Here is a 20,550-nt window from a genome sequence, read left to right on the forward strand (position 1 = left end):
GGAGCAAGCTCCCTCGCCACAGGATTATTGCTCGGCTTTATTTCTCTTACTGACTGGCATTAGCCCATGACCGCCTATTTGAATGCCCTCGGGGTGATCTGCGCCCTGGGTCGCGACAAACACACCGTCGCGCGCAACCTGTTTGCCGGAGACTGCTCGGGCGTGCGCAGCGAGGCTGGCTGGGTGGCCGAACGGGCCTTGCCGGTCGCCGCGGTGCCCGGTGAACTCGCGTCCATCCCCCCGGCCCTGGCAGCGCAACGCAGCCGCAACAATCAACTGCTGCTGGAGGCAGGGCTGCAAATCCGCGCCGAGATCGACCAGGCCATCCAGGCCTACGGTCGCGCCCGCATCGGCATCGTCCTGGGCACCAGCACGTCGGGTATCGATGAGGCCAGCCAGGGCATCGCCCATTACCTGCGCGAGCAACGCTTCCCTGACGGCTATGACTACCAGCAACAGGAGCTCAGCGCGCCGGCCAACTTTCTTTCCGACTGGCTCGGCCTCAGTGGCCCGTCCTACGTGATTTCCACGGCCTGCACCTCCAGCGCCCGCGCCTTGATGAGCGCCCGGCGCCTGTTGGACCTGGGCCTGTGCGATGCCGTGCTGTGCGGTGGCGTGGACAGCTTATGCAAATTGACCCTCAACGGTTTTTCCGCACTGGAGGCGGTGTCGAACGAGCGCTGCAATCCGTTCTCGGTGAACCGCAGCGGCATCAACATCGGCGAAGCAGCGGTGCTGTTTCTCATGAGCAAGACGCCAGGCGAGGGTGTACCGATTGCCTTGCTCGGCGACGGCGCCAGTTCCGATGCCCACCATATTTCCGCGCCTGAGCCCAGCGGTCGCGGCGCGCGCCAGGCCATGGAAAAAGCCCTGCGCTGCGCCGGCCTCGACGCCAGCCAGATCGATTACCTGAACCTGCACGGCACCGCCACGCAACACAATGACGCCATGGAAAGCCAGGCCGTGGCCGGGCTGTTTCCGGCGGGCGTGCCCTGCTCGTCCACCAAGCCCATGACCGGCCATACCCTCGGTGCGGCGGGGGCGTTGGAAGCGGCGTTCTGCTGGCTGGCCTTGAGCACCGAAAACACCGCCCTGGCCCTGCCGCCGCATGTCTGGGACGGCCAGGCCGATCCTGCCCTGCCGGCGCTGGACTGGGTCACCATCCACACCCGCCTGGACCCGGCCACCCCGCGTCGCCTGATGAGCAACTCATTTGCCTTCGGCGGCAACAACGTCAGCCTGATTATCGGAGACGCCCCATGATTGACTGGCCGCTCGCCGAACTGCTGCCCCATGCCGGCGACATGATCCTCATCGACCGGATCCTGTCGTTCGATGACGAACAGATCCACACCCACGCCACCGTCACGTCCGGCGGCTTGTTCAACCGCGACGACGGTGCACTGCCGGCCTGGGTCGGCATCGAGTTGATGGCCCAAAGTGTCGCGGCGTTTGCCGGTTGCCACGCACGCCAACGCGGCGATGCCGTGGCGCTGGGTTTTCTGCTCGGCACCCGCAAGTTCGAATGCAACGTCGACTGTTTTCCCCTTGGCACCGAGCTGAGCATCCATGGCGTGCGCTCCCTGGAAGACGACAACGGCATGGGCGTGTTCGAATGCCACATCCACGCGCCAGGCATCCATGCCACGGCCCGGCTCAATGTCTTCCGTCCGCCCCAGGCCGCCCATTACCTTCATGAACCGTCCGCAACAGGAAACCCGTCATGACTGAATCCGTACTGGTCACCGGCTCCAGCCGTGGCATCGGTCGCGCGATCGCCCTGCGCCTGGCCCAGGCTGGGCATGACATCGTGCTGCACTGCCGCAGTGGCCGCGCCGAGGCCGAAACGGTCCAGGCCCAAATCCAGGCCCTGGGCCGCAACGCCCGGGTGCTGCAATTCGACGTGGCCGACCGCGCCGCCTGCAAGGCCGTTCTCGAAGCCGACGTGGAAACCCACGGCGCCTATTACGGCGTGGTGCTCAATGCCGGCCTGACCCGCGATGGCGCCTTCCCGGCCCTGAGCGAGGACGACTGGGATGTGGTGATGCGCACCAACCTCGACGGTTTCTACAACGTGCTGCATCCGGTGATGATGCCGATGATCCGTCGCCGCGCCGCCGGGCGGATCGTCTGCATCACCTCGGTTTCCGGGCTGATCGGCAATCGTGGCCAGGTCAACTACAGTGCCTCGAAGGCTGGGTTGATCGGCGCAGCCAAGGCATTGGCAATCGAGTTGGGCAAGCGCAAGATCACCGTCAATTGCGTCGCGCCGGGGTTGATCGACACTGCCATGCTCGATGAAAACGTACCCGTGGAAGAACTGATGAAAATGATCCCCGCCCAGCGCATGGGCACCCCGGAAGAAGTGGCGGGCGCGGTGAACTTCCTGATGTCCGCCGAAGCCGGCTACATCACCCGGCAGGTCCTGGCCGTCAACGGAGGCTTGTGCTGATGAAGCGCGTCGTCGTCACCGGCATGGCCGGCATCACGTCCATAGGCAGCGACTGGGACACCATCGCCGCCAACTTCGCCGCCAACCGCAGCGGCATCCGGCGCATGGATGAGTGGGACCGTTTCACCGAACTGAACACCCGCCTGGCCGGGCCCATCGACGACTTCCAGGTTCCGGCCCACTGGACCCGCAAGCAACTGCGCAGCATGGGCCGGGTCTCGCGCCTGGCGGTGGGCGCGGCGGAACAGGCCCTGGCCGATGCCGGCCTGCTGGGCGACGAATCGATCAAGGACGGGCGCATGGGCGTGTCCTGCGGTTCGTCCACCGGCAGCACCGACGAGATCAAGGCGTTCGGCAACATGCTGCTCAACAGCGTGGCCGAAGGGTTGAACGCCAACTCCTACGTGCGAATGATGCCCCACACCACGGCGGCCAACATCAGCATCTTCTTCGGGCTGACCGGACGCCTGATCCCGACGTCCAGTGCCTGCACCAGCGGCAGCCATGGCATCGGCTATGCCTACGAAGCCATCAAGTTCGGCCGCCTGCCGTTGATGCTCGCCGGCGGCGCGGAAGAACTGTGCCCGACCGAAGCGATGGTCTTCGATGCGCTCTATGCCACCAGCCTGAAAAACGATGCGCCGCAAACCAGCCCGCGGCCCTACGACAAAGGTCGCGATGGCCTGGTGATCGGCGAAGGCGCCGGCATGCTCGTGCTGGAAGAACTGGAGCACGCCCTGGCCCGGGGCGCACGGATTCACGCCGAGATCGTCGGCTTTGGCAGCAACGCCGACGGCCAGCACGCCACCCGCCCCGAACTGATCACCATGCGCCGGGCCATGGAACTGGCCTTGGAAGACGCCGGCCTCGAACCCTCGGCCATCGGCTACGTCAATGGCCATGGCACCGCCACCGAACAGGGCGACATTGCCGAAACCCAGGCCACGAGCAGCCTGTTTGGCAAACACATGCCCATCAGCTCGCAGAAGAGCTTCCTCGGCCACACCCTGGGCGCCTGCGGAGCGCTGGAGTCCTGGTTCAGCATCGAAATGCTGAACCGCGACCTCTACGTGCACACGTTCAACCTCGATGAAGTCGACCCCCAGTGCGGCAAGCTCGATTACCTGCGCAACGAATTCCGGCCGATGAGCCATGAATACGTGATGAACAACAACTTCGCCTTTGGTGGGGTCAACACCTCGCTGATCTTCCGCCGCTGGCGCTGATAACCGCTATCCCTGGTCAAGGAGACTGATGATGTCATTGAAGAAAATCGCTGTTACCGCCGCCCTGTTGCTCAGCGCCATGCCGACCCTCAGCCAGGCCCGTGATACCACGCTTTACCTGCCTTTCGACAAAGTCGTCAACGAAGCCATCCGCACCGGCAAGATCGACCGCAGCGTGAAGTTTTACCTGGCGGGCGACGAGCCTCAGGGCAAAGTCAGCGTGCTCAGCGCAGGCGAGGTCACCAATAAAAAAACCAATGCCTTCAACAAATCCGACGTAGAAGCCTGCGAATGGGTAGTGCAATCGGCGCTGATCAGCCTGCACCAAGCCGCCAAGGCCGCGGGCGCCAACGCCGTTATCAACATCGTCAGCTTCTACAAGCGCAACGAACGCCGGGATGCCACCACCTATGAATGCCACGCCGGCGCGATCATGGCCGGTGTTGCGTTGAAAGGGGATCTGGCGAAGGTGCAATAAAAAGCGCCTGGAGCTGTGTAGGAGCGGTAGGAGCTGACGAGTGCAACGAGGCTGCGATCTTTCCTCAGATATTTAGTCCCAAAAAGATCGCGGCCTTCGGCAGCTCCAAGGCCGATAGCGGTGGGGCAGCGCCGATGAGGCTGATGTGCCGCCGTCATCGCGAGCAAGCTCAGCTCCCACAGGGTTCATTGGCACACCCAAACATTGCCGACACCCCAGATCCACTGTGGGAGCGAGCCTGCTCGCGAAAGCGGTGGGTCAGCACCGGTAATGTTGGCTATACAGCCATCATCGCGAGCAAGCTCAGCTCCCACAGGGTTCATTGGCACCCCCAAACATTGCCGACACCCCAGATCCACTGTGGGAGCGAGCCTGCTCGCGATAGCGGGTCAGCACCGGTGATGTTGGCTGTACAGCCATCATCGCGAACAAGCTCAGCTCCCACAGGATCTGGCCCTGACACCGCCCTTGTGGCGAGGGAGCTTGCTCCCGCTGGGCTGCGCAGCAGCCCCAAACCACCGCAAGAAATCAAATACCGCAAGCGCATCCCAGGACGCCAAAAAGCAAAACTCGGAAAACGGAGCACCACATTTCCGAAACTTCCCACACCAAACCCCTTGAACTTCGCGCTACGGTCACATCCCAACCAAAAGCCGGGAATTCCAAGGATGAATGAAGTGACCAAGAAAGCCGTGATCGTTTTCAGCGGCGGCCAGGACTCCACCACCTGCCTGATCCACGCGTTACCGAAGTACGACGAAATCCACTGCATCACTTTTGACTATGGGCAACGCCATCGAGCAGAAATCGAAGTAGCGAGAGACCTCGCCCGGCACTTTGGCGTTGCGGCCCATAAGGTACTGGACACAACCTTATTGAACGAACTGGCGGTCAGCAGCTTGACCCGCGATAACATTCCCGTCCCGTCGGCGAACAGCGCAAAAAATGGCCCACCCAATACATTCGTGCCGGGTCGCAATATTTTGTTTTTGACGTTGGCGTCTATTTACGCTTATCAGGTGGGGGCTGAAGCGGTCATCACCGGCGTGTGCGAAACTGATTTTTCGGGGTATCCAGACTGTCGGGACAGTTTCGTCAAAGCCATGAACACCGCCATTGAATCCGGCATGGATTACAAACTGCGCATCGAGACACCGTTGATGTGGCTGAATAAAGCCGAGACGTGGGCGCTGGCGGATTACCACAATCAACTGGAGTTGATCATGAACTGCACCCTGACTTGTTATAACGGAATAGTGGGGAATGGATGTGAGGATTGTGATGCCTGCAGTCTTCGCGCAAAAGGGCTGAATGAATTCTTGGAAAATCGCAAAAAAATCACAGGCACATTTAAAAGCAAGCTAGGGTTATAAACTTAGAAGAGCCTGCGGCTATCTACCGATAGCCGCCCTGCTCAGGCAGGTTGAGCGCCGACAACGTATTTCTTGAATAGCGACCTTGCTGCATAAGCGGGGAAAATATTAAAAATGGCAAAACACATCTTTATAGCTATTTGCACATAGACTATCTTCAGTATTTCGTCATTCGCCAGCGCCCCATAAAATGCAATAAAGCAAAAAAGAAAACTGTCTATGATTACCGCAAAACAGGTGCTAAGCAGCACCCGCAAAAACAGATACCTTGAGTTAGTCAACTCTTTTATCTTACTTAACAAATATGAATTGATGTATTCAGAAAACAAAAATGAGATAGATGAAGCAACGAGCGCCGACAACACATGATCTATGACTTTTTCATAAGGGGCCTCAAGGTGCCAACCTGCCAAACCCGGAAGCCAGCTAGTAAAACTCAGCAATACTAGAATGAAGGCGTTGCTCGCGAAAGCAAAGTATATAGCTTTCCTGGCAAGCCTGAGACCGTAAGACTCATTTAATATATCAACCACAAGAAATGTCAACGGATAAAGAAACACTCCAGGAGTTACCACTATATCCAAAGCCTCTATATACACCAACTTGGCCGCAGCAACGTTGGTAAAAACGTATAACGCAAACAGCGCTAGATTCAGAACAACATAAGTCATCCATGAACGCTCGTGACGATCATTAACGTCATACACCGTCAACGTATTCTCTCCCGAATAAAACTTTCTATACACCTCCTTCACTTCCACCTTACTTAAATCATCTACAATTTCACTTTTCAACAAATCGGCCAGCTCTACCTTTAAAACTCTGCCGGTCGAAACGACCATTATGACAGCAAGATTTTTATTTTTCTCGAAGCCCAGCAGCTTATATTTGCCATTCTCGACATCCTTGTTATAGACCATTGAATCGCTCCTCGATTATGCTTCCAACAATCAAATCAGTATCATTTTCATGGTAGTTCTCCCTAACCACAAAAAGCCTTTTTGTCTCCTTATTACAAACCAAGGTCTCCCCTTCGCCATTCAGCTCTCCCTTCTTTACTATCAGTAGATCTCCTAAATCGTACATCCCGTCGATGTCTGCTTCAAGACGCACACCAATCAAATTGCTGGCTGCACCAAAGTAATAGGTCAAAGGAAAAATGGTGACCAACTCGCCAATCCTTTTACTCATGACCTGCACTAACTGATTTTGTTTAATTACCGGAACCGCTGCCGGATTCATATTTCCGTATAAAGAAACGGTACTCTCTATTACTTCCCTACCCTCCAAATCAATAGTCTCGATCTCTTTGTAAGACACGCCAAAGAAATCAGATATTTTCCGAATGGTAGATTGTTGTACGTTAATCACCCTGCCTTCTAGAATATTATATATGGTGGTCCTGGTCAGCCCACTGGCATTGCATAAAGAGATCCGCGTCTCACCGCGACTTTTCATGAGGTACCTAATATTATTTTTTAGATTTTCTGTTCTCGCTCTTTTATACATACGCCCTTCACCATCTTCATACTATTGCGACAAGCACAGCTCCACAAATGTGCTCAGATAGGCACTTTACGGAAGCGGCATCTTACACACCTTGACTTCCAGAAAAAACAAACAGAACACAAAAACATCTCTGCGGGTTCGTTGAGAGCATGTGCAACAACCACAGCAGGGATATTTCCTACAAACAAGAATAATCTTTCTTACAGAAACATTAACCTTTTTAGAAAATCATCCTCACCCACCTGAACGATCAAAAAATGCAAAATTAAACAGCCTGTAAGAATCATTTATTTACACAGATGTTCAATATTATGATTAATAAAATTGAATTTTCTGGTAATAAATAGACCGGACCGTCACCCCCAACGTATGGCTATCACCCTCCCTGTATGACGCGGGGTTGGCGCCTTCTTAAGTATTGCAAGGAGCTGCAAATGAAAAAGGTCACCTTAGTCGCCCCGCCCCTCGAAGACGCTGCTACCGAACACCTCACTCCCATCAGCCGCCACAATCAGGAGCAACCTGAGCACGTCAGCCACGTCTCCACCATCCTCCCCAACGTCGACACCCAATCCCTGCTCTGCCACGCCAGCGAAACCCTCGCCTCGCTGAACGTCATGTCCACCGACCTCGCCGGCGAACTGCAAGGCGCACAACGCAGCATGGCAATGGCCCTGCAACAACTGACAGAGCTGGGCGAGTTGCTGGTCAATCGTGCTTTGGAGAACCTGGAGCCACCCGTAGGCTTGCCGGACGCTTCGTTAAACACTCAACGTTAACTCTCTTGAACCCACGAAGGTTTTGCCATGGAAAGATACAGGCCTGTCACCGGCATCGACTGCACCATCGCCTCGTTATTGATCGACACCGAAGCGCCCCTGGATGTCTTGCATGAAACCGCGACCGATCGCATACGCGCCGCCACTCAACTCCTTGAAAACCTAGCGTTCGAAGAGGGTGCCTACAGTGAATTGGCTCGCGTGCTGGTGATTTCTTTGCGTGAGGGTTGCGATTTGCTGGATGTCGTCGGCCGACGTCTGCAGACGCAGACAACTTGAAAAGAAAAGGCGCCTTACGGCGCCCTTCGAAACATCAGCTCTTAACTCATAACTTCCTCTGATTCATTTTTTCCGTCTCATTTGAACTTGATCAGCAGGGCCACAACAGCCATCCCAGTGAAGGAAATAATCGTCACCGTCACCTTGACGATCAAAAGACGCTTCAAATAAGGCGGGAAACTCTCGATATCGGCAGGATCCACATCGCCAATGCGGATATATGCCCTTGGCCATACCACCATACCGGCAATTGAAATGATCAATACGCACCCTCCAAACCAGCCTCGCCCCCGCCATGCGGGGCCCCATAGATATATGTAGCGGCTGTTTTTCAAGGCCTCCATCATCGCATCCAGATGTCGGTGACTTAGGTATAAGCTAAATATGATACCGACAAACGCTAGCAGGAATGGACTAATCACAATCCAGAAAGCTAGCCAAGATTTCCAGAACTCAGCAGCTATCACGGCAAAGTCTTTTCATACAATATTTCACCTCCTATTTCACCTCCCTTACTACCAATCGTTGTCCCCACCCATGCACCAGTCCCTATCACTGCGGCAACACAAAAAACGCCCCCAATCCCTGTTGAAACACCAAGCGCCAGGCAGATCGGCCCGCTTGCTAATTTGCCTATCTCTCCACCCGCCATACCACCAAGGGTTGAACCTCCGAATTTCCCCCCTTCAGTAAACCTGACCCGCTCGCAAGCCTCCCCTGATCCCCCGTTACAAACCTCTTGAAGCGCCAGTAACGAAGACACCCCGCCAATCCCAATACCGATGTACCCGCCTGACTTCATGTACTTCGCAGCCCGGCTGGTCGCCTCCACATGCGTGGCATACCCCGGTATCTGCCCCGGTGTTCCGGCCTTGTTCCAGTGGTGCACTAGACTGCGGCTCGAAATGCCGAGGGCGGTTTTCAGTTTGGGATGGTCGCCCAGCGTCGTATGGCCGCGCAGGCGGGTGGGGTTCAGCAGGTGGGCATCCAGTTGAGCGAGCAGTAGCTTGCGCTCGGCGAAGAATTGCGGCGATCTAAGATGGCCGTATTGACGAAAGCTGTTCTGGTGCAAGCGTTCCATGGCCTGGAGCGTATCGCGCAGGTTGCTCAGGTGTTTCTCCATCATCACCGCGCTGACGCCCAACCAAGTCGAGGTCTGGCCGGTGAAACTGGCGATCTCAGCCGCGTGGCGATGCATGAAGTCGGCTTGCTCGGCGGTCAGGTCGTCAAGGGCGGCATTCACCGTTTCCGCCGCCGCCATCACCTGCGCCTCTTCGCGGGTGCATTGATAGTTGTTCGGATCGCTCAGCACGATCATCGAACCGGCCTTGACCACATCGCGATAAGGATTGAGTGCGCGGAATTTGCGCATCACTTGCGGATCGGGTGCGGGAAAAAGGGTGGCTTCCAGTGCTTCACGGGTCACGCTTTTGGGCACGATATAGAAGCCCGGCTCCTGCGGTTCAACGCGGGTGAATGCCTCGAATGTTGGGTTGCTTGAAGGGGGGACGCCCGATTGGCGCGACGTAGCGGGAGCGCCGGTAGCAGGCTGTAAAACCGGTTCAGCGGCTCGGCTGGCTTGCGGTGCAGCGTCGGCGTTTCTGTAGGTGGCCGAGTGCAGCGATGGAATCAACTGAGCATTACAAGGGCAACTGCTGACGCTGTCCAACGTGCCAGCGTTACGCCGGTCATTGCTGGTCATGCCCGAGATGCCGCCCACAATCTGATAAGTCTTTCCGTCCTTGCCACAAGAAACCGGATCACCTTCACGGGCACGGGCGATACCATTCATTCTGTTGTGCGCATCCCCATCCATGACTTGGCCGCCACAGGTGGTTTGGTCGCCCAGTCCAATGTAACACCCCCTGTTCATTGGGCTTTCTCCTTTGCGTCACCTGCATGCAAGCGATGAACCTCCGCCAACCTAAGCGCAGGCAAAAAATCCTCCGCCATCGGCACCCCCTCCCGCACGATGATCATGAAACGCCTCTGAAGCGTATTAATGATCTCGTCACCATTGCTCAGGCGACTACCGACCAGCGCAATGTCGCTATTGTTTTTCCCGGCGCCGGTGATGATCCGTGCCGTGCTGCCATCGGCGTACACCACCTCATCACCTTTCTGCGCGGCGCGTACTTTCCAGCCATTGTCCAAGGTGAACGTCAACGACGATGACACTTGCTGGATCGTTCCGCCGTCCCGCGTCTGGCTGCCCTCGGTGGCCACTCGATAGATGGCGATTGGCGGATGAGCTTCGACGAAGGCTTTTTGTCGACTCACGAATGCCGCGACGTCTTCGCCGTAACCCTCAAGTAGCCGGGGCTCCAAGTACAAGTCATCCAGATGACGAAGAGCTTCATGGGAGATTTCGTTGGTGTAGGGGGCATCCAAAGATGAGTGCATTTCCAGGGACCTCATTCATGGGCCTCAGACTGCATCCCTTGCACGGGGAAGGAGCACTGAGCCGGCGGCTTCGGAATGATGAATGAGACGTTGTAGCGCAGGCGAGTCGCAACCCCTGCGGAGTGGTCTGCGCAACGAATCGGAAGCGTCGTAACTGGAAATGTGCGTTTTCCTACAATCGAAGGGTATTCGACACAGCTTTTCGTCCCGCCCCGGTCCTGCTGATACCAATCGAAGCAGCGTTCTTTGCCGCTTGTCGGAACTGTTAACTCTGACAGTTTCGATGGGCTTCGCAATCGCTTCAGGCTTTTAGCCGTTATCCAGGTCAACGCTCAATAAAACTGTTCGACCTCATGAGCTGCAACTCGCATCTCAAGAAAATTAATCTGGTCCAAACATGGATAAAAAATTGATGAGCACAATAGCCTGGTCGGGCCGCACAGCCATGTCTCGCAAACACCCCTCCACATCACCTTCTGCGGAACAAGGCAGCGTCGTGGTCGACGGTGCGGAATTTATACATGGCTATGCGTGCGTGAACGGTATTCGCCTCCACTACCTTATGGGCGGTGACGGTGAACACCCGATTTTGCTGGTGCATGGTTTTCCGGGCAGTTGGCGTAGTTGGGAACCGTTGATGGGCACGTTGGTGCGTGCCGGTTATACGCCCGTGATTCCTGATTATCGTGGAGCGGGGGCAACTGATGTATCAGCCAGTGGCTACGATAAAAAAAGCATGGCGCATGACTTACATGAGCTGATAACGCTCTTGGGTTTCAAGCAGGTCGATATCGTAGGTCACGACATGGGTTTAATCGTTGCCTACGCCTACGCGGCACTGTATCCGGATGAAACGAAACACATCGTATTGATGGATGGGTTCATTCCAGGCATCCCCGGGTGGGAAAACGCTTATAACGGAAACCCTGCTGCGGGCACTACCAGCAAATGGCATTTTCGCTTCTTTGGCAAAACGGCCATTGGCATGATCAAAGGGCATGAAAAAACCTACCTGGATATGTTTTTTGATGACTTTGTATTCGAGGGCAACGATAAAGTGTCCGATGAAGTGCGACAGGCATTGGTAGACGACTACGCCCGGCCAGGCCGCATGGAAGCGGCATTCAAGCTTTATGCAGCCTGGATAGAGCATGACGCGAACGACAATCTGGCGTTTGCCAAGCATAAATTGACTGTTCCGCTACTCACCATCGGCGGCGACCACTCGAGAGGAAAAACCTTGGCCGAGCAGGCCCTGTGCATTGCGACACAACCGCACTCATTGATATTGGTCAATACCGGCCATTGGGTGCTGGAGGAGCAAACGCAAGCGACCAGTGAGGCAATCCTGGCGTTCCTCACAATAAAAAAATGACAAGTGCGCCCACTATCAAATCAACAAGCCTGCGACTGTCTGGAGGATGACCGAAAGAGAAAGCTCCCCAGGTTCATGATGGAGTCATGAACGAGGAAGGCGCCTTTCGGCGCCCTCTCAAACAGCACGAATCAAGACAGCCGGGTTATTGCGCTTGAATCAACTTGCTTTCCGCCACGCCGGCACGGCCGGTTTTATCATCGACGACCTGCAGGTTGTTACGAGCCTTGATGAAACCCACTTTCACTTCCTGCCAGACGAAATAGTTCTTGCCGGCCTCTGCGCTGAGCTTGAGCTCTGAATCGTTTTCCGCAGATGAGACCAGCGTCTGCTGGCCAGCCGGTACCGTTAGCATCAAGTACGACTTGGCAACGGTCTGTCCGACGGCTTTGCCGTTGAGTGTTACCGGCATTTTTACCCCGGCACCCATGCTCTCGTTGCGGTAAACGTAGATATTCGCTTTGTCAGGGACAGTCTGGAAGGTTTTCGCCTGCGCATCCTGGGTGTCATCCGCCATTTTTACCGAAGCACACCCTGTGGTCAGCGCGGCGACTGCCAGCAAGGCGGTAAAGGTCAACTGCTTGAACATCCTGTTTCTCCATGATTGGGTTGGTCGAACAACTGAATATCGGCCGAGACGTTGGAAAACTAAAGCAATCTTCCTATGCCGGCCAAGGGTGGATGCTGCCATGGCGCCTGGCAACAGCAAGCCTCAAGCCCAGACAGGTAACGCCACCCCATCGGTCAACAACGCCACAAACGCCGCCGCCATCGGCGAACGCTGGTCCTTGCGTTGCACGAGCCACACCGCCGACACCGCCGCCGGGTCGAGTAGCGGGCGATAAACCACCCCATCGATACGCATCCGCTGGTAGGACGCCGGCAATACCGAAACGCCCAGCCCCGCCGCGACCAAGCCAATGATGGTCATGGCTTCACCGGCTTCCTGGGCGAAATGCGGGCTGAAACCGGCGTCGCGGGCCAGGCTCAGGAGTTGAGCGTAGAGGCCGCTGCCGTAGCTGCGGGGGAAAAATACAAACGGTTCCTGGGCCAAGGCCGAGAGGAACAGACCATCGTCATTGCCTTGGGCCAAGGGATGCTTGGCGCTGAGCACGGCCACCAGCGGTTCGCGGCTGAGTTCGATTTCCGTCAAGGTGTCGGGCAGGGGCAGCGGGCGCATTATGCCCACCTCGATCACTTCATCGAGCAGTGCGTCGGCGACTTGGGTACTGCTCATTTCCCGCAGGTTCAGGTGCACCGCCGGGAAGCGTTGACGGAATGAAAAAATCGCCTGGGGAATGGTGGAATTGAACGGTGCCGAAGAGGTGAAGCCTATTTTCAGTTCGCCCAGCTCCCCCAGTTGGGCACGGCGGGCTACGTCGGCGGCCTTTTCGACTTGGGCCAGTACCCGTCGCGCCTCCTCGAGGAACAACCGCCCGGCCTCGCTCAATTCGACCCGACGATTGGTACGCTCGAACAACCGCGCACCAATCTCTTGCTCCAGCGCTTGAATCTGCTGGCTCAACGGCGGTTGGGAGATGCCCAGGGCCAATGCGGCACGGCCAAAATGCAGTTCTTCGGCCACAGCGATGAAGTAACGCAGGTGACGCAGTTCCATGGGCCATCCAATAGGTCGTTTAACGACTTAAACAGGTCGAACAATATATTGGATAGAAACATTAGCCGGCTATATGCTTTTTTTCATTGCCTGCCTGATCGTGCTCTTGCGAGGTCCACCGTGAAAACTGCTGTCGCTCCACTGGCCCACGAAATTCCGCCGCGTGCGCAGGACGACCTCGCCGCCGAACTCAAGGACATCTACATCGAAAAGGGCACGCCGTTGTTCATGCGCACGGTGCTGGCGCTGTTCTGCGGTGGCTTTGCGACCTTCGCCCTGTTGTATTGCGTGCAGCCGATGATGCCGCTGCTGTCCAGGGAGTTTTCCATCAACGCGGCGCAGAGCAGCCTGGTCTTGTCGGTGGCGACCGGCCTGCTCGCCATCGGCCTGTTGATCACCGGTCCGATTTCCGACCGCATCGGCCGCAAATCGGTGATGGTCACGGCGCTGTTCGCCGCGTCGCTGTGCACGATTGCCAGCGCGATGATGCCGACCTGGGACGGTGTACTGCTGCTACGCGCCTTGGTCGGGCTGTCGTTGAGCGGGTTGGCGGCGGTGGCGATGACTTACCTGAGCGAGGAAATCCACCCCAAGCACATCGGCCTGGCGATGGGGCTGTACATCGCCGGCAACGCCATCGGCGGCATGTGCGGACGCCTGATCGCCGGGGTCTTGATCGACTTTGTCAGCTGGCACACCGCGATGCTGGTGGTAGGTGGCCTGGCGCTGATTGCGGCGGCGGTGTTCTGGAGGATTCTTCCCGAGTCACGCAACTTCCGTCCCCGTTCCCTGCACCCGCGCAGTCTGTTGGACGGTTTCACCCTGCACTTTCGCGATGCCGGTTTGCCGCTGTTGTTTCTCGAAGCGTTCGTGCTGATGGGCGCCTTCGTGACGCTGTTCAACTACATCGGCTATCGCCTGCTGGCCGAGCCTTATCATCTGGATCAGGCCTTCGTCGGGTTGCTGTCGGTGGTGTATCTGTCGGGTATCTACAGCTCAGCAAAAGTCGGCGCACTGGCGGACAAGCTCGGTCGGCGCAAAATGCTCTGGGCGACCATCGCGCTGATGCTCGCTGGCCTCTTGCTGACCATGGCCACGCCGCTGTGGCTGGTCATCCTGGGCATGCTGGTGTTCACCTTCGGTTTCTTCGGCGCCCATTCGGTGGCCAGCAGTTGGATCGGCCGCCGCGCTCTCAAGGCCAAGGGCCAGGCCTCGTCGCTTTATCTGTTCAGCTATTACGCCGGGTCCAGCGTTGCAGGGACGGCGGGCGGCGTGGCCTGGCACCTGGGCGGCTGGAACGGGATCGGTTTGTTCATTGGTGGCTTGCTGGTGATTGCGTTGTGCGTGGCGGTGAAGCTGGCGAAATTGCCGTTGTTGCCGGGGAATGTGCAGGTCTAGCCATCGTTATCCACCTTTGGGACAGCGTGGCTACTGTGTGGCGAGGGAGCTTGCTCCCGCTGGGTGGCGCAGCCGCCCCAAAAACAGACACCGCGGTGCAACAGGTAAGCCCTGCAGACCGCTCTTCGGCTGCTGCGCAGCCGAGCGGGAGCAAGCTCCCTCGCCACAGAAGCTCATATTCTTGATCAAAAGTTGTTGTGCAATCAGTCGGTCATTGACGCAACACCACCCGCGCGCCCAACACACCATTCTCCACTTCCAAGGTCAGCGACCGAAGCCCCGCGCCCTCCCGCTCTTGTTGATCCAACCACTGGAGCAACGCACTCGCGTCACCACTGGCGGTGAGTCGCAACGAGTCGCCATCGACTTCCATTTCCGCTATGTCCAACCCCGCCGCCGTCGCACTCTCGTTGACGCGCACCGACAAGGGCCGGGTGCCGGCCGTTGTTTCCCGGCTGGGTTCGGCGCGCTGGATCCGGGCGTTCAGTTCGGCTTGTTGGCGATGCTGTCGTTCGGCAACTTCCAGTCGTTGCCGGGTCGGTTGCCAAATCGCGGTGTAGGCCAGCGCCACCGACAACAATCCGGCAAGCCCCAGCAACAACCCTTGCTCTCGGCGCGACAGGTTTCCCCAGGCCTGTTTCAAGAGCCGCCATCCATCGATGTTCATCAACGGCTCTCCAGTGTGAGGATGGCCTGCACGCGGTTGTTTTGCTTGCTGGCGCTGCCCAGGGAGACGGGCAATCCGTTTTGCTGTCCGCGTTCACGCAGTTGTTCAAGCTCGACAAAACTGTTCGCCGTCAGCTGGAATTTCCAGCCTTCGCCTTCGCGAAAATCGATGCGCTGCACCTCAACGGTGCTGGCACCGATGACCTGCTCGGTCAGACGGGTCAGATGCGCAACCTGAGTGTCCGGACCTGGCCCACGCCGGCTCTGCAATGCCTGGAACTGCGCCGCCAGGTCGACGATCCGCTCCTGCTCCGGATGCAACGACCTGAATCGCTGTTCGCTTTGGACGTACAGACGCCGGGTTTCACTTTCAAGAAAGCCTATGCGCGCTTCACTGAAGGTCCAGGTGAGCATCAACGCGCCTAGCGCAGCCACCGAGGTGCCCCGCCACGGCAGCGGTTGGCGGCGCCGACGGAACTCGCCTTGCAACAGGTCAATGGGATGTCCGCCCGTGCTCAACAGCCACTCATCGATGCCTTGGCAGTCACGGTCCTCGTCCAGCCAGTGCATCTCCTCAGGCAAGCCAGGCTTGAGCGTTGCCAAGCCTTGTACCGACAACGACAACCGCGCCGACAGTCCTCCACCCAACAGCCAGCGCCCGAACCAGCGCACCCCAAACGCCTGGTCATCAGCAATCAGATCAGCATCGACATGCACCGCACGGGTATCGATGCCTTGTTCGGCAAGCAGCGCCAACAGCGCCTGGAACCGCGCCCGCGCCGTCACCATCAGCGGATAGCGGTGCTGACGGTCCCGCGGGCCGATGCTGATGTGCAGCGCCTCCAGGTTTTCACTCAGTTGCTCTTCGATGGCGAACGCCAGGGCCTGGGGCCGAGGGTGGCGTCGAGACGGCCATGGATCGCTGCGCAACCAGCTGCACATTTCCATCGGCAATAGCACGTCGACGGGCCGGCCGTTCAACTCGCCGGCCGCCTCGTGCAACGGCAGGCGACGACGCTCGCCGGTGGGCGACCACACGCAGCACGGCCAGTTGGCGCAAGGCGCGTCCAGCCCTTCGGCGGTCAGGTAAAGCCAGGCTTTCATCAAGGAAACTCGCTGGGGTTGAAGGGTAAGAAACGACGCTGACGAACCGTCCAGCGTCCACTAACAGAATCGCGCTCGATATCCGAGGTCAGGCGCAGACGGCTGTCGGCATGGATCACGCTCACAGTGATTCGAAACCAGCGGCTGCCCACGCCCAACCCATGGCTGTTGAGGCCGACTCCGGACAGCAACGGGTCGTTGGTAAACGCCTGCACGCTGGCGTATGGCACGTGACGACGTTGCTTGACCAATGCCTGGGTGGGCCCGGCTTCCATCCCATCGAGGGTCATCAGCACACGCTGCGAGGCGGTATTGATGTTCAGCCGCGCGTCCTTGGGCAGCAACACCACCCAGGGCTCCAGGCGCCGCAGCGTCTGGCCGTCGACGCCCGGCAGCAGACGCAATTGACTCAACTCCTGAACCGGCCCGACCTGGGGCAACGTCAGTGGCGGCAGATCCAGCAAGGCCAGCAGGCGACTCCAGCGATCGAGGCTGACCTGATCGATTTGCCCCAGCGCCAGCAACGTGTTGAGATTCAGGCGCCCGGACAAATCCTCGATAGCGATGCGCAGCTCGGCGCCATCCACCTCCAACACGGGCTCGAGCCGAGCCCAATCCTGGCTCAGGTCAACGGGCCCGGACGACGTGATCCCACTGCCTTCCAACACCACCCGCGCCCAGTCTTCACCCGCCAACCCTAGTTGCCGCAACTGGACCTGTTGCAGTTGCTGCGCACTGCTGTGCAACAACAGGCGATGGCTGCGCAACAGGCCACCGACCAGCAGCAAGGCCAGGCTCAGCACCAGCAGCACGCTGATCAGCGCCACGCCGCGTTGGCGCTTCATGGCAGCGCCTCTGGCAACAGCAACACTCGACGGACCTGCTCGAAACGCCCCGCCGACACGATCAATTCCAGCGCCAGCGGCGCGCTGCCCCTCGCGGTTTCGCGGTGCCAGCCCCGCTGGCGATCGAATGCGCGCCAGCTCAGGCTGTGGACGTCGTCGAGCAGTTTCTGCCGCTGCGCAAGCGTCGTGCCTTCACCGACACTCTCGCGCCATAACGCACCGCCCTGGAGCTGATAGCTCACCGCTTGCCGTTCGCTGCGCGGCTGGTCCAATGGATTGCGCCAATGGCTGCGCTGCAACCGCAAGTGCCCCGGCGCGAGCACGACCGAGTCGACAACCGCCTGCCACACATCCCGTTCGATCACGCCGACAGCACGCTGCAAGGCCCGGATGTCGCGCTCATGCTGACCGGCTCCCTGCTGGGTCCGCACCACGCCATCGAACAGCCGCCAACTGGCCAGGCCGAGCAAGGCAAAAATGGCGATGGCGATGACCAGCTCCAACAAGGTGAAACCCGACTGCTTATTCATGATGGCCTCGGATCCACCCAATGGTGCGGTGCGCGACGGTCGCGCTATCGCCGCGGCTAACCTGGATCTCGACCTGCAACAGCCGCCCATCACGGGCCGGGGCAATCCGCTGTTGCAAGACCCAATCGCGGCGATCAAGGTACCGGCTCAGTCGCTGTTGTCCGGGCGCCGTGATAGCTTGCAGGCGCAGTTCGCTCAACTGATTGTCCGCCAGCCAGGCGCCGAACAGACGGTCCTCCAGGCTAGCGCTTTGCTTGAGCGCGAACTGGCTGGCCGAAAGCACGGCCGCCGCCAGCGTCGCGAAAATCGCCAGGGCAATCATGACTTCCAACAGCGTGAAACCCTGGCAACCGGCGGCCTGCCTGCGCGCGTTACTCATCGATCAGCAGCTCCGCCAGACCATCACTCGAGACCCGGGCAATCGCCTGCCCAGCGACTTTGATCAGCAGCCTGAACGGGCTGATCTCGTCACTGCTGAGCATCAGCAATTGCGGCGGGCCTTGAACGTCGTCGAGGCGCAGGACATGACCCTCCTGCTCCAGCCCGAGCGTCAGGCCCTCGGGCAATCGATGCAACGCCGATACCGCCGTCCAGTCCTGGGCTTCGAGCCGCAACGCCTGATAACCGTCGGGCTGCACACGCACCCCGTATTCCTGCCCGTCCAATACCGCCCGCTCGCGCAACTGCTGCACTACTGCGGCAAATTCCCGGGCCTGCTGCCGGGCTTCACGCGCCGGGCTCGGTCCCGTGGCGAAGCGGACCATGCCCGCCAGGACGCCGATCAAGACGATGACGACCATCAGCTCCAGCAAGGTGAAACCCCGGCAACGATGCTGCATGTTCACTCGACCCAATTGCCGATGTCGGCCGCCATCCCTTCACCACCCGACACGCCATCGGCGCCCAGGGAATAGAGGTCATAGCCGCCATCGAGGGATTTGTGCCCGGGATTGAGGTACTGGTAGGGCGTGCTCCAGGGATCGACCGGCAGGCTTTTCAGATAACCTTGAGGGTTCCAGCTCCTCGCCACGGGCGTGCCGGACGGGCGCTTGCTCAACGCCTCCAGGCCTTGTTGGGTCGAGGGGTAATGGAAGTTGTCGAGACGGTACATTTCCAGGGCCGTGGCGATTGCCTGGATGTCGGTACGGGCGGCTGTCACCTTGGCCTGGTCGGGGCGGCTCATGACCTGCGGCACCACGATGGCGCCCAGCACGCCAATGATGACCACCACCACCATGATTTCGATCAGGGTGAAGCCGCGTTGTGGATGACGGGCGGATCGGTTGCTTTGGAGTTTCATCGGTCAATTCACCAATTGGTTGAGACTAAGGATCGGTAGGAGAATGGCCATGACAATCAGCAGCACGACGCCGCCCATCAACACCAACATGGCCGGTTCGAATAGGCTCACCACCAGCGCAATACGCGCCGCGAGGCTGGCTTCCTGTTGTTCGGCGGCCCGGGCGAGCATGTTGTCGAGTTCGCCGGCCCGCTCACCGCTGGCGATCATGTGCAGCATCAACGGCGGGATATCGCCGCCCTGCTCCAGGCCACGCGTAAGCGTCCCGCCTTCGCGGACCGAACGGGCGACGTCGGCCATGCGGGCGCGGATCGTCAGGTTGCCGATCACCTGCGCGGCGATGTGCAAGGCATCCACTAAAGGCACGGCGCTTTTGCTCAGGATCGCCAGGGTGCTGGCGAATCGGGCCGCTTCCATCGCCCGCAGCACTTCGCCCAACACCGGCAGCCGCAGCAACACACGGTGCCAGCGCAGGCGCCACGCCGGTTGGCGCAGGCTCCAACGCCACAGCCCGAGCAGCCCGGCCAGCGCACCGAGCATCAACAGGCCATAGCGGCGCAAGCCATCGCTTACGGCGATCAGCGCCTGGGTCAGCCAAGGCAATGGCTGGCCGCTGTCGATGAAAATCTTCACCACATCTGGCACCACGTAGCCCAGCAGGAAGCCAACAATCGCGACACAGGCCAGCATCAGGATCAGTGGATACACCAACGCCAGTTGAATGCGCTGGCGCGATGCCTGCCGCGCTTGGGTGTAGCTCGCCAGCTGCTCCAACACTTGCCCCAGGTGCCCGGATTGCTCGCCCGCCGCGACCGTGGCGCAGAACAGCTCGGGGAAGGCCTGGGGAAAGCCCCTCAGGGCCGTCGCCAATGCGTGGCCTTCCATCACCCGGCTGCGCACCGCCGCCAGCAGGTGGGCGACGCGGCGCTTCTGGCTCTGTTGCGCCACCGCTCCCAGGGATTCTTCGAGGGGCAGGCCGGCCTGGATCAACGTGGACAACTGCAACGTCAGCAATGCCAGATCCGCCGGGCTCAAACGCGCTCCGGCATGCCGCCCGCCCAAGGTTCGCGGTTCCTTGGCTTCAGCCAGTTCGCTGGGCAGCAAGCCGCGCTCGCGCAGCAACTGGCGAGCATGGCGCGGGCTGTCGGCTTCCACACGGCCCTTGCAGCGGCGGCCCTGGGCGTCTTCGGCCCGATAGTCGAAGGTCGGCATGGT

At 58.9% G+C, this 20,550-nt stretch carries 25 protein-coding genes; 10 read left to right on the forward strand and 15 right to left on the reverse strand.

All coding sequences use genetic code 11. From position 1 onward, the window contains the following. Positions 1–66 precede the first annotated feature (66 nt). From M1D99_RS27655 to queC, 6 genes are all read left to right on the forward strand, one after another. Positions 67–1,263, forward strand: a complete 1,197-nt coding sequence (locus M1D99_RS27655; protein ID WP_434572836.1) for a beta-ketoacyl-[acyl-carrier-protein] synthase family protein — start codon at positions 67–69, stop codon at positions 1,261–1,263. Next, the gene (locus M1D99_RS27660) at positions 1,260–1,727 is read left to right on the forward strand and encodes an ApeP family dehydratase (protein WP_434704707.1); all 468 of its coding nucleotides are present in this window, start codon (positions 1,260–1,262) and stop codon (positions 1,725–1,727) included. Before M1D99_RS27655 ends, M1D99_RS27660 begins: the two co-directional genes overlap by 4 nt. Continuing rightward, positions 1,724–2,452 (forward strand): 3-oxoacyl-ACP reductase FabG, encoded by a 729-nt coding sequence (fabG, locus tag M1D99_RS27665; protein WP_186706058.1) that lies wholly within the window; start codon positions 1,724–1,726, stop codon positions 2,450–2,452. Before M1D99_RS27660 ends, fabG begins: the two co-directional genes overlap by 4 nt. Then, entirely contained in the window at positions 2,452–3,678 is a 1,227-nt protein-coding gene (locus M1D99_RS27670; protein WP_458131094.1) for a beta-ketoacyl-ACP synthase, read from the forward strand. The genes fabG and M1D99_RS27670 overlap by 1 nt, the downstream gene beginning before the upstream one ends. Positions 3,679–3,709: 31 nt before the next feature. Next, positions 3,710–4,156 (forward strand): excinuclease, encoded by a 447-nt coding sequence (locus M1D99_RS27675; RefSeq protein ID WP_250962275.1) that lies wholly within the window; start codon positions 3,710–3,712, stop codon positions 4,154–4,156. Positions 4,157–4,833: 677 nt separating this feature from the next. Continuing rightward, positions 4,834–5,529 carry a 7-cyano-7-deazaguanine synthase QueC gene (gene queC, locus M1D99_RS27680; protein ID WP_458132170.1) on the forward strand — a complete coding sequence of 232 codons (696 nt, stop codon included), beginning with the start codon at positions 4,834–4,836 and terminating at the stop codon, positions 5,527–5,529. 41 nt (positions 5,530–5,570) lie between these two features. Here queC and M1D99_RS27685 read toward each other — a convergent pair whose 3' ends face one another. Together M1D99_RS27685 and M1D99_RS27690 are read right to left on the reverse strand one after the other, a co-directional pair. After that, a complete protein-coding gene (locus tag M1D99_RS27685) occupies positions 5,571–6,449 on the reverse strand; it encodes a queuosine precursor transporter (RefSeq protein WP_458131095.1) in 879 nt (292 codons plus the stop codon). After that, positions 6,439–7,038: a helix-turn-helix transcriptional regulator gene (locus M1D99_RS27690; RefSeq protein ID WP_434572843.1), complete on the reverse strand. Its 600-nt coding sequence runs from the start codon at positions 7,036–7,038 to the stop codon at positions 6,439–6,441. Before M1D99_RS27690 ends, M1D99_RS27685 begins: the two co-directional genes overlap by 11 nt. Before the next feature lie 434 nt (positions 7,039–7,472). Here M1D99_RS27690 and M1D99_RS27695 point away from each other — a divergent pair, with 434 nt between their 5' ends. Next, a complete protein-coding gene (locus M1D99_RS27695) occupies positions 7,473–7,817 on the forward strand; it encodes a DUF6124 family protein (protein WP_458131096.1) in 345 nt (114 codons plus the stop codon). Between the two features lie 27 nt (positions 7,818–7,844). Beyond that, positions 7,845–8,096, forward strand: coding sequence for a hypothetical protein (locus M1D99_RS27700; RefSeq protein WP_434572847.1), 252 nt, complete (start codon positions 7,845–7,847; stop codon positions 8,094–8,096). A 77-nt stretch (positions 8,097–8,173) separates the two neighbouring features. On the opposite strand, the gene M1D99_RS27705 is transcribed toward M1D99_RS27700, so the two are convergent. The 3 genes from M1D99_RS27705 to M1D99_RS27715 all read right to left on the reverse strand — a co-directional run bounded on the left by M1D99_RS27705 (position 8,174) and on the right by M1D99_RS27715 (position 10,499). Continuing rightward, positions 8,174–8,359: a hypothetical protein gene (locus M1D99_RS27705; RefSeq protein WP_434572849.1), complete on the reverse strand. Its 186-nt coding sequence runs from the start codon at positions 8,357–8,359 to the stop codon at positions 8,174–8,176. Between the two features lie 200 nt (positions 8,360–8,559). Then, a complete protein-coding gene (locus M1D99_RS27710) occupies positions 8,560–9,969 on the reverse strand; it encodes a PAAR domain-containing protein (protein WP_458131097.1) in 1,410 nt (469 codons plus the stop codon). Continuing rightward, complete coding sequence (locus tag M1D99_RS27715) at positions 9,966–10,499, reverse strand: hypothetical protein (RefSeq protein WP_458131098.1); 534 nt, start codon at positions 10,497–10,499, stop codon at positions 9,966–9,968. The genes M1D99_RS27710 and M1D99_RS27715 overlap by 4 nt, the downstream gene beginning before the upstream one ends. A 397-nt stretch (positions 10,500–10,896) precedes the next feature. On the opposite strand from M1D99_RS27715, the gene M1D99_RS27720 reads away from it, so the two are divergent. Then, the gene (locus M1D99_RS27720; protein ID WP_458131099.1) at positions 10,897–11,874 is read left to right on the forward strand and encodes an alpha/beta fold hydrolase; all 978 of its coding nucleotides are present in this window, start codon (positions 10,897–10,899) and stop codon (positions 11,872–11,874) included. Between the two features lie 145 nt (positions 11,875–12,019). Here M1D99_RS27720 and M1D99_RS27725 read toward each other — a convergent pair whose 3' ends face one another. Together M1D99_RS27725 and M1D99_RS27730 are read right to left on the reverse strand one after the other, a co-directional pair. Continuing rightward, positions 12,020–12,463 carry a DUF2846 domain-containing protein gene (locus M1D99_RS27725; protein WP_186706062.1) on the reverse strand — a complete coding sequence of 148 codons (444 nt, stop codon included), beginning with the start codon at positions 12,461–12,463 and terminating at the stop codon, positions 12,020–12,022. Positions 12,464–12,586: 123 nt separating this feature from the next. After that, complete coding sequence (locus M1D99_RS27730; protein ID WP_434572856.1) at positions 12,587–13,492, reverse strand: LysR family transcriptional regulator; 906 nt, start codon at positions 13,490–13,492, stop codon at positions 12,587–12,589. 141 nt (positions 13,493–13,633) lie between these two features. Between M1D99_RS27730 and M1D99_RS27735 the strand changes: the two genes are divergently transcribed. Further along, a complete protein-coding gene (locus tag M1D99_RS27735) occupies positions 13,634–14,890 on the forward strand; it encodes an MFS transporter (protein WP_434576636.1) in 1,257 nt (418 codons plus the stop codon). A gap of 211 nt (positions 14,891–15,101) precedes the next feature. Here the strand turns inward: M1D99_RS27735 and gspM are convergent, their stop codons facing one another. The 8 genes from gspM to gspF are packed head-to-tail and all read right to left on the reverse strand — an operon-like array spanning position 15,102 to position 20,547. Further along, positions 15,102–15,557 carry a type II secretion system protein GspM gene (gene gspM / locus M1D99_RS27740; protein WP_458131100.1) on the reverse strand — a complete coding sequence of 152 codons (456 nt, stop codon included), beginning with the start codon at positions 15,555–15,557 and terminating at the stop codon, positions 15,102–15,104. Beyond that, positions 15,557–16,660 (reverse strand): type II secretion system protein GspL, encoded by a 1,104-nt coding sequence (gene gspL, locus M1D99_RS27745; protein ID WP_434572859.1) that lies wholly within the window; start codon positions 16,658–16,660, stop codon positions 15,557–15,559. Before gspL ends, gspM begins: the two co-directional genes overlap by 1 nt. Beyond that, positions 16,660–17,505: a type II secretion system protein GspK gene (locus M1D99_RS27750; RefSeq protein WP_458131101.1), complete on the reverse strand. Its 846-nt coding sequence runs from the start codon at positions 17,503–17,505 to the stop codon at positions 16,660–16,662. The genes gspL and M1D99_RS27750 overlap by 1 nt, the downstream gene beginning before the upstream one ends. Next, entirely contained in the window at positions 17,502–18,035 is a 534-nt protein-coding gene (locus M1D99_RS27755) for a type II secretion system protein GspJ (protein WP_434572863.1), read from the reverse strand. Before M1D99_RS27755 ends, M1D99_RS27750 begins: the two co-directional genes overlap by 4 nt. Then, positions 18,028–18,414, reverse strand: coding sequence for a type II secretion system minor pseudopilin GspI (gene gspI, locus M1D99_RS27760; RefSeq protein ID WP_458131102.1), 387 nt, complete (start codon positions 18,412–18,414; stop codon positions 18,028–18,030). The genes M1D99_RS27755 and gspI overlap by 8 nt, the downstream gene beginning before the upstream one ends. Continuing rightward, positions 18,407–18,874 (reverse strand): type II secretion system minor pseudopilin GspH, encoded by a 468-nt coding sequence (gene gspH / locus M1D99_RS27765; protein ID WP_458131103.1) that lies wholly within the window; start codon positions 18,872–18,874, stop codon positions 18,407–18,409. Before gspH ends, gspI begins: the two co-directional genes overlap by 8 nt. Before the next feature lie 2 nt (positions 18,875–18,876). Beyond that, positions 18,877–19,335, reverse strand: a complete 459-nt coding sequence (gene gspG / locus M1D99_RS27770; RefSeq protein ID WP_434572869.1) for a type II secretion system major pseudopilin GspG — start codon at positions 19,333–19,335, stop codon at positions 18,877–18,879. 3 nt (positions 19,336–19,338) lie between these two features. Further along, entirely contained in the window at positions 19,339–20,547 is a 1,209-nt protein-coding gene (gspF, locus tag M1D99_RS27775) for a type II secretion system inner membrane protein GspF (RefSeq protein WP_434572871.1), read from the reverse strand. Between the last annotated feature and the right edge of the window lie 3 nt (positions 20,548–20,550).

This window comes from Pseudomonas sp. R3-41 (genome assembly GCF_054161485.1).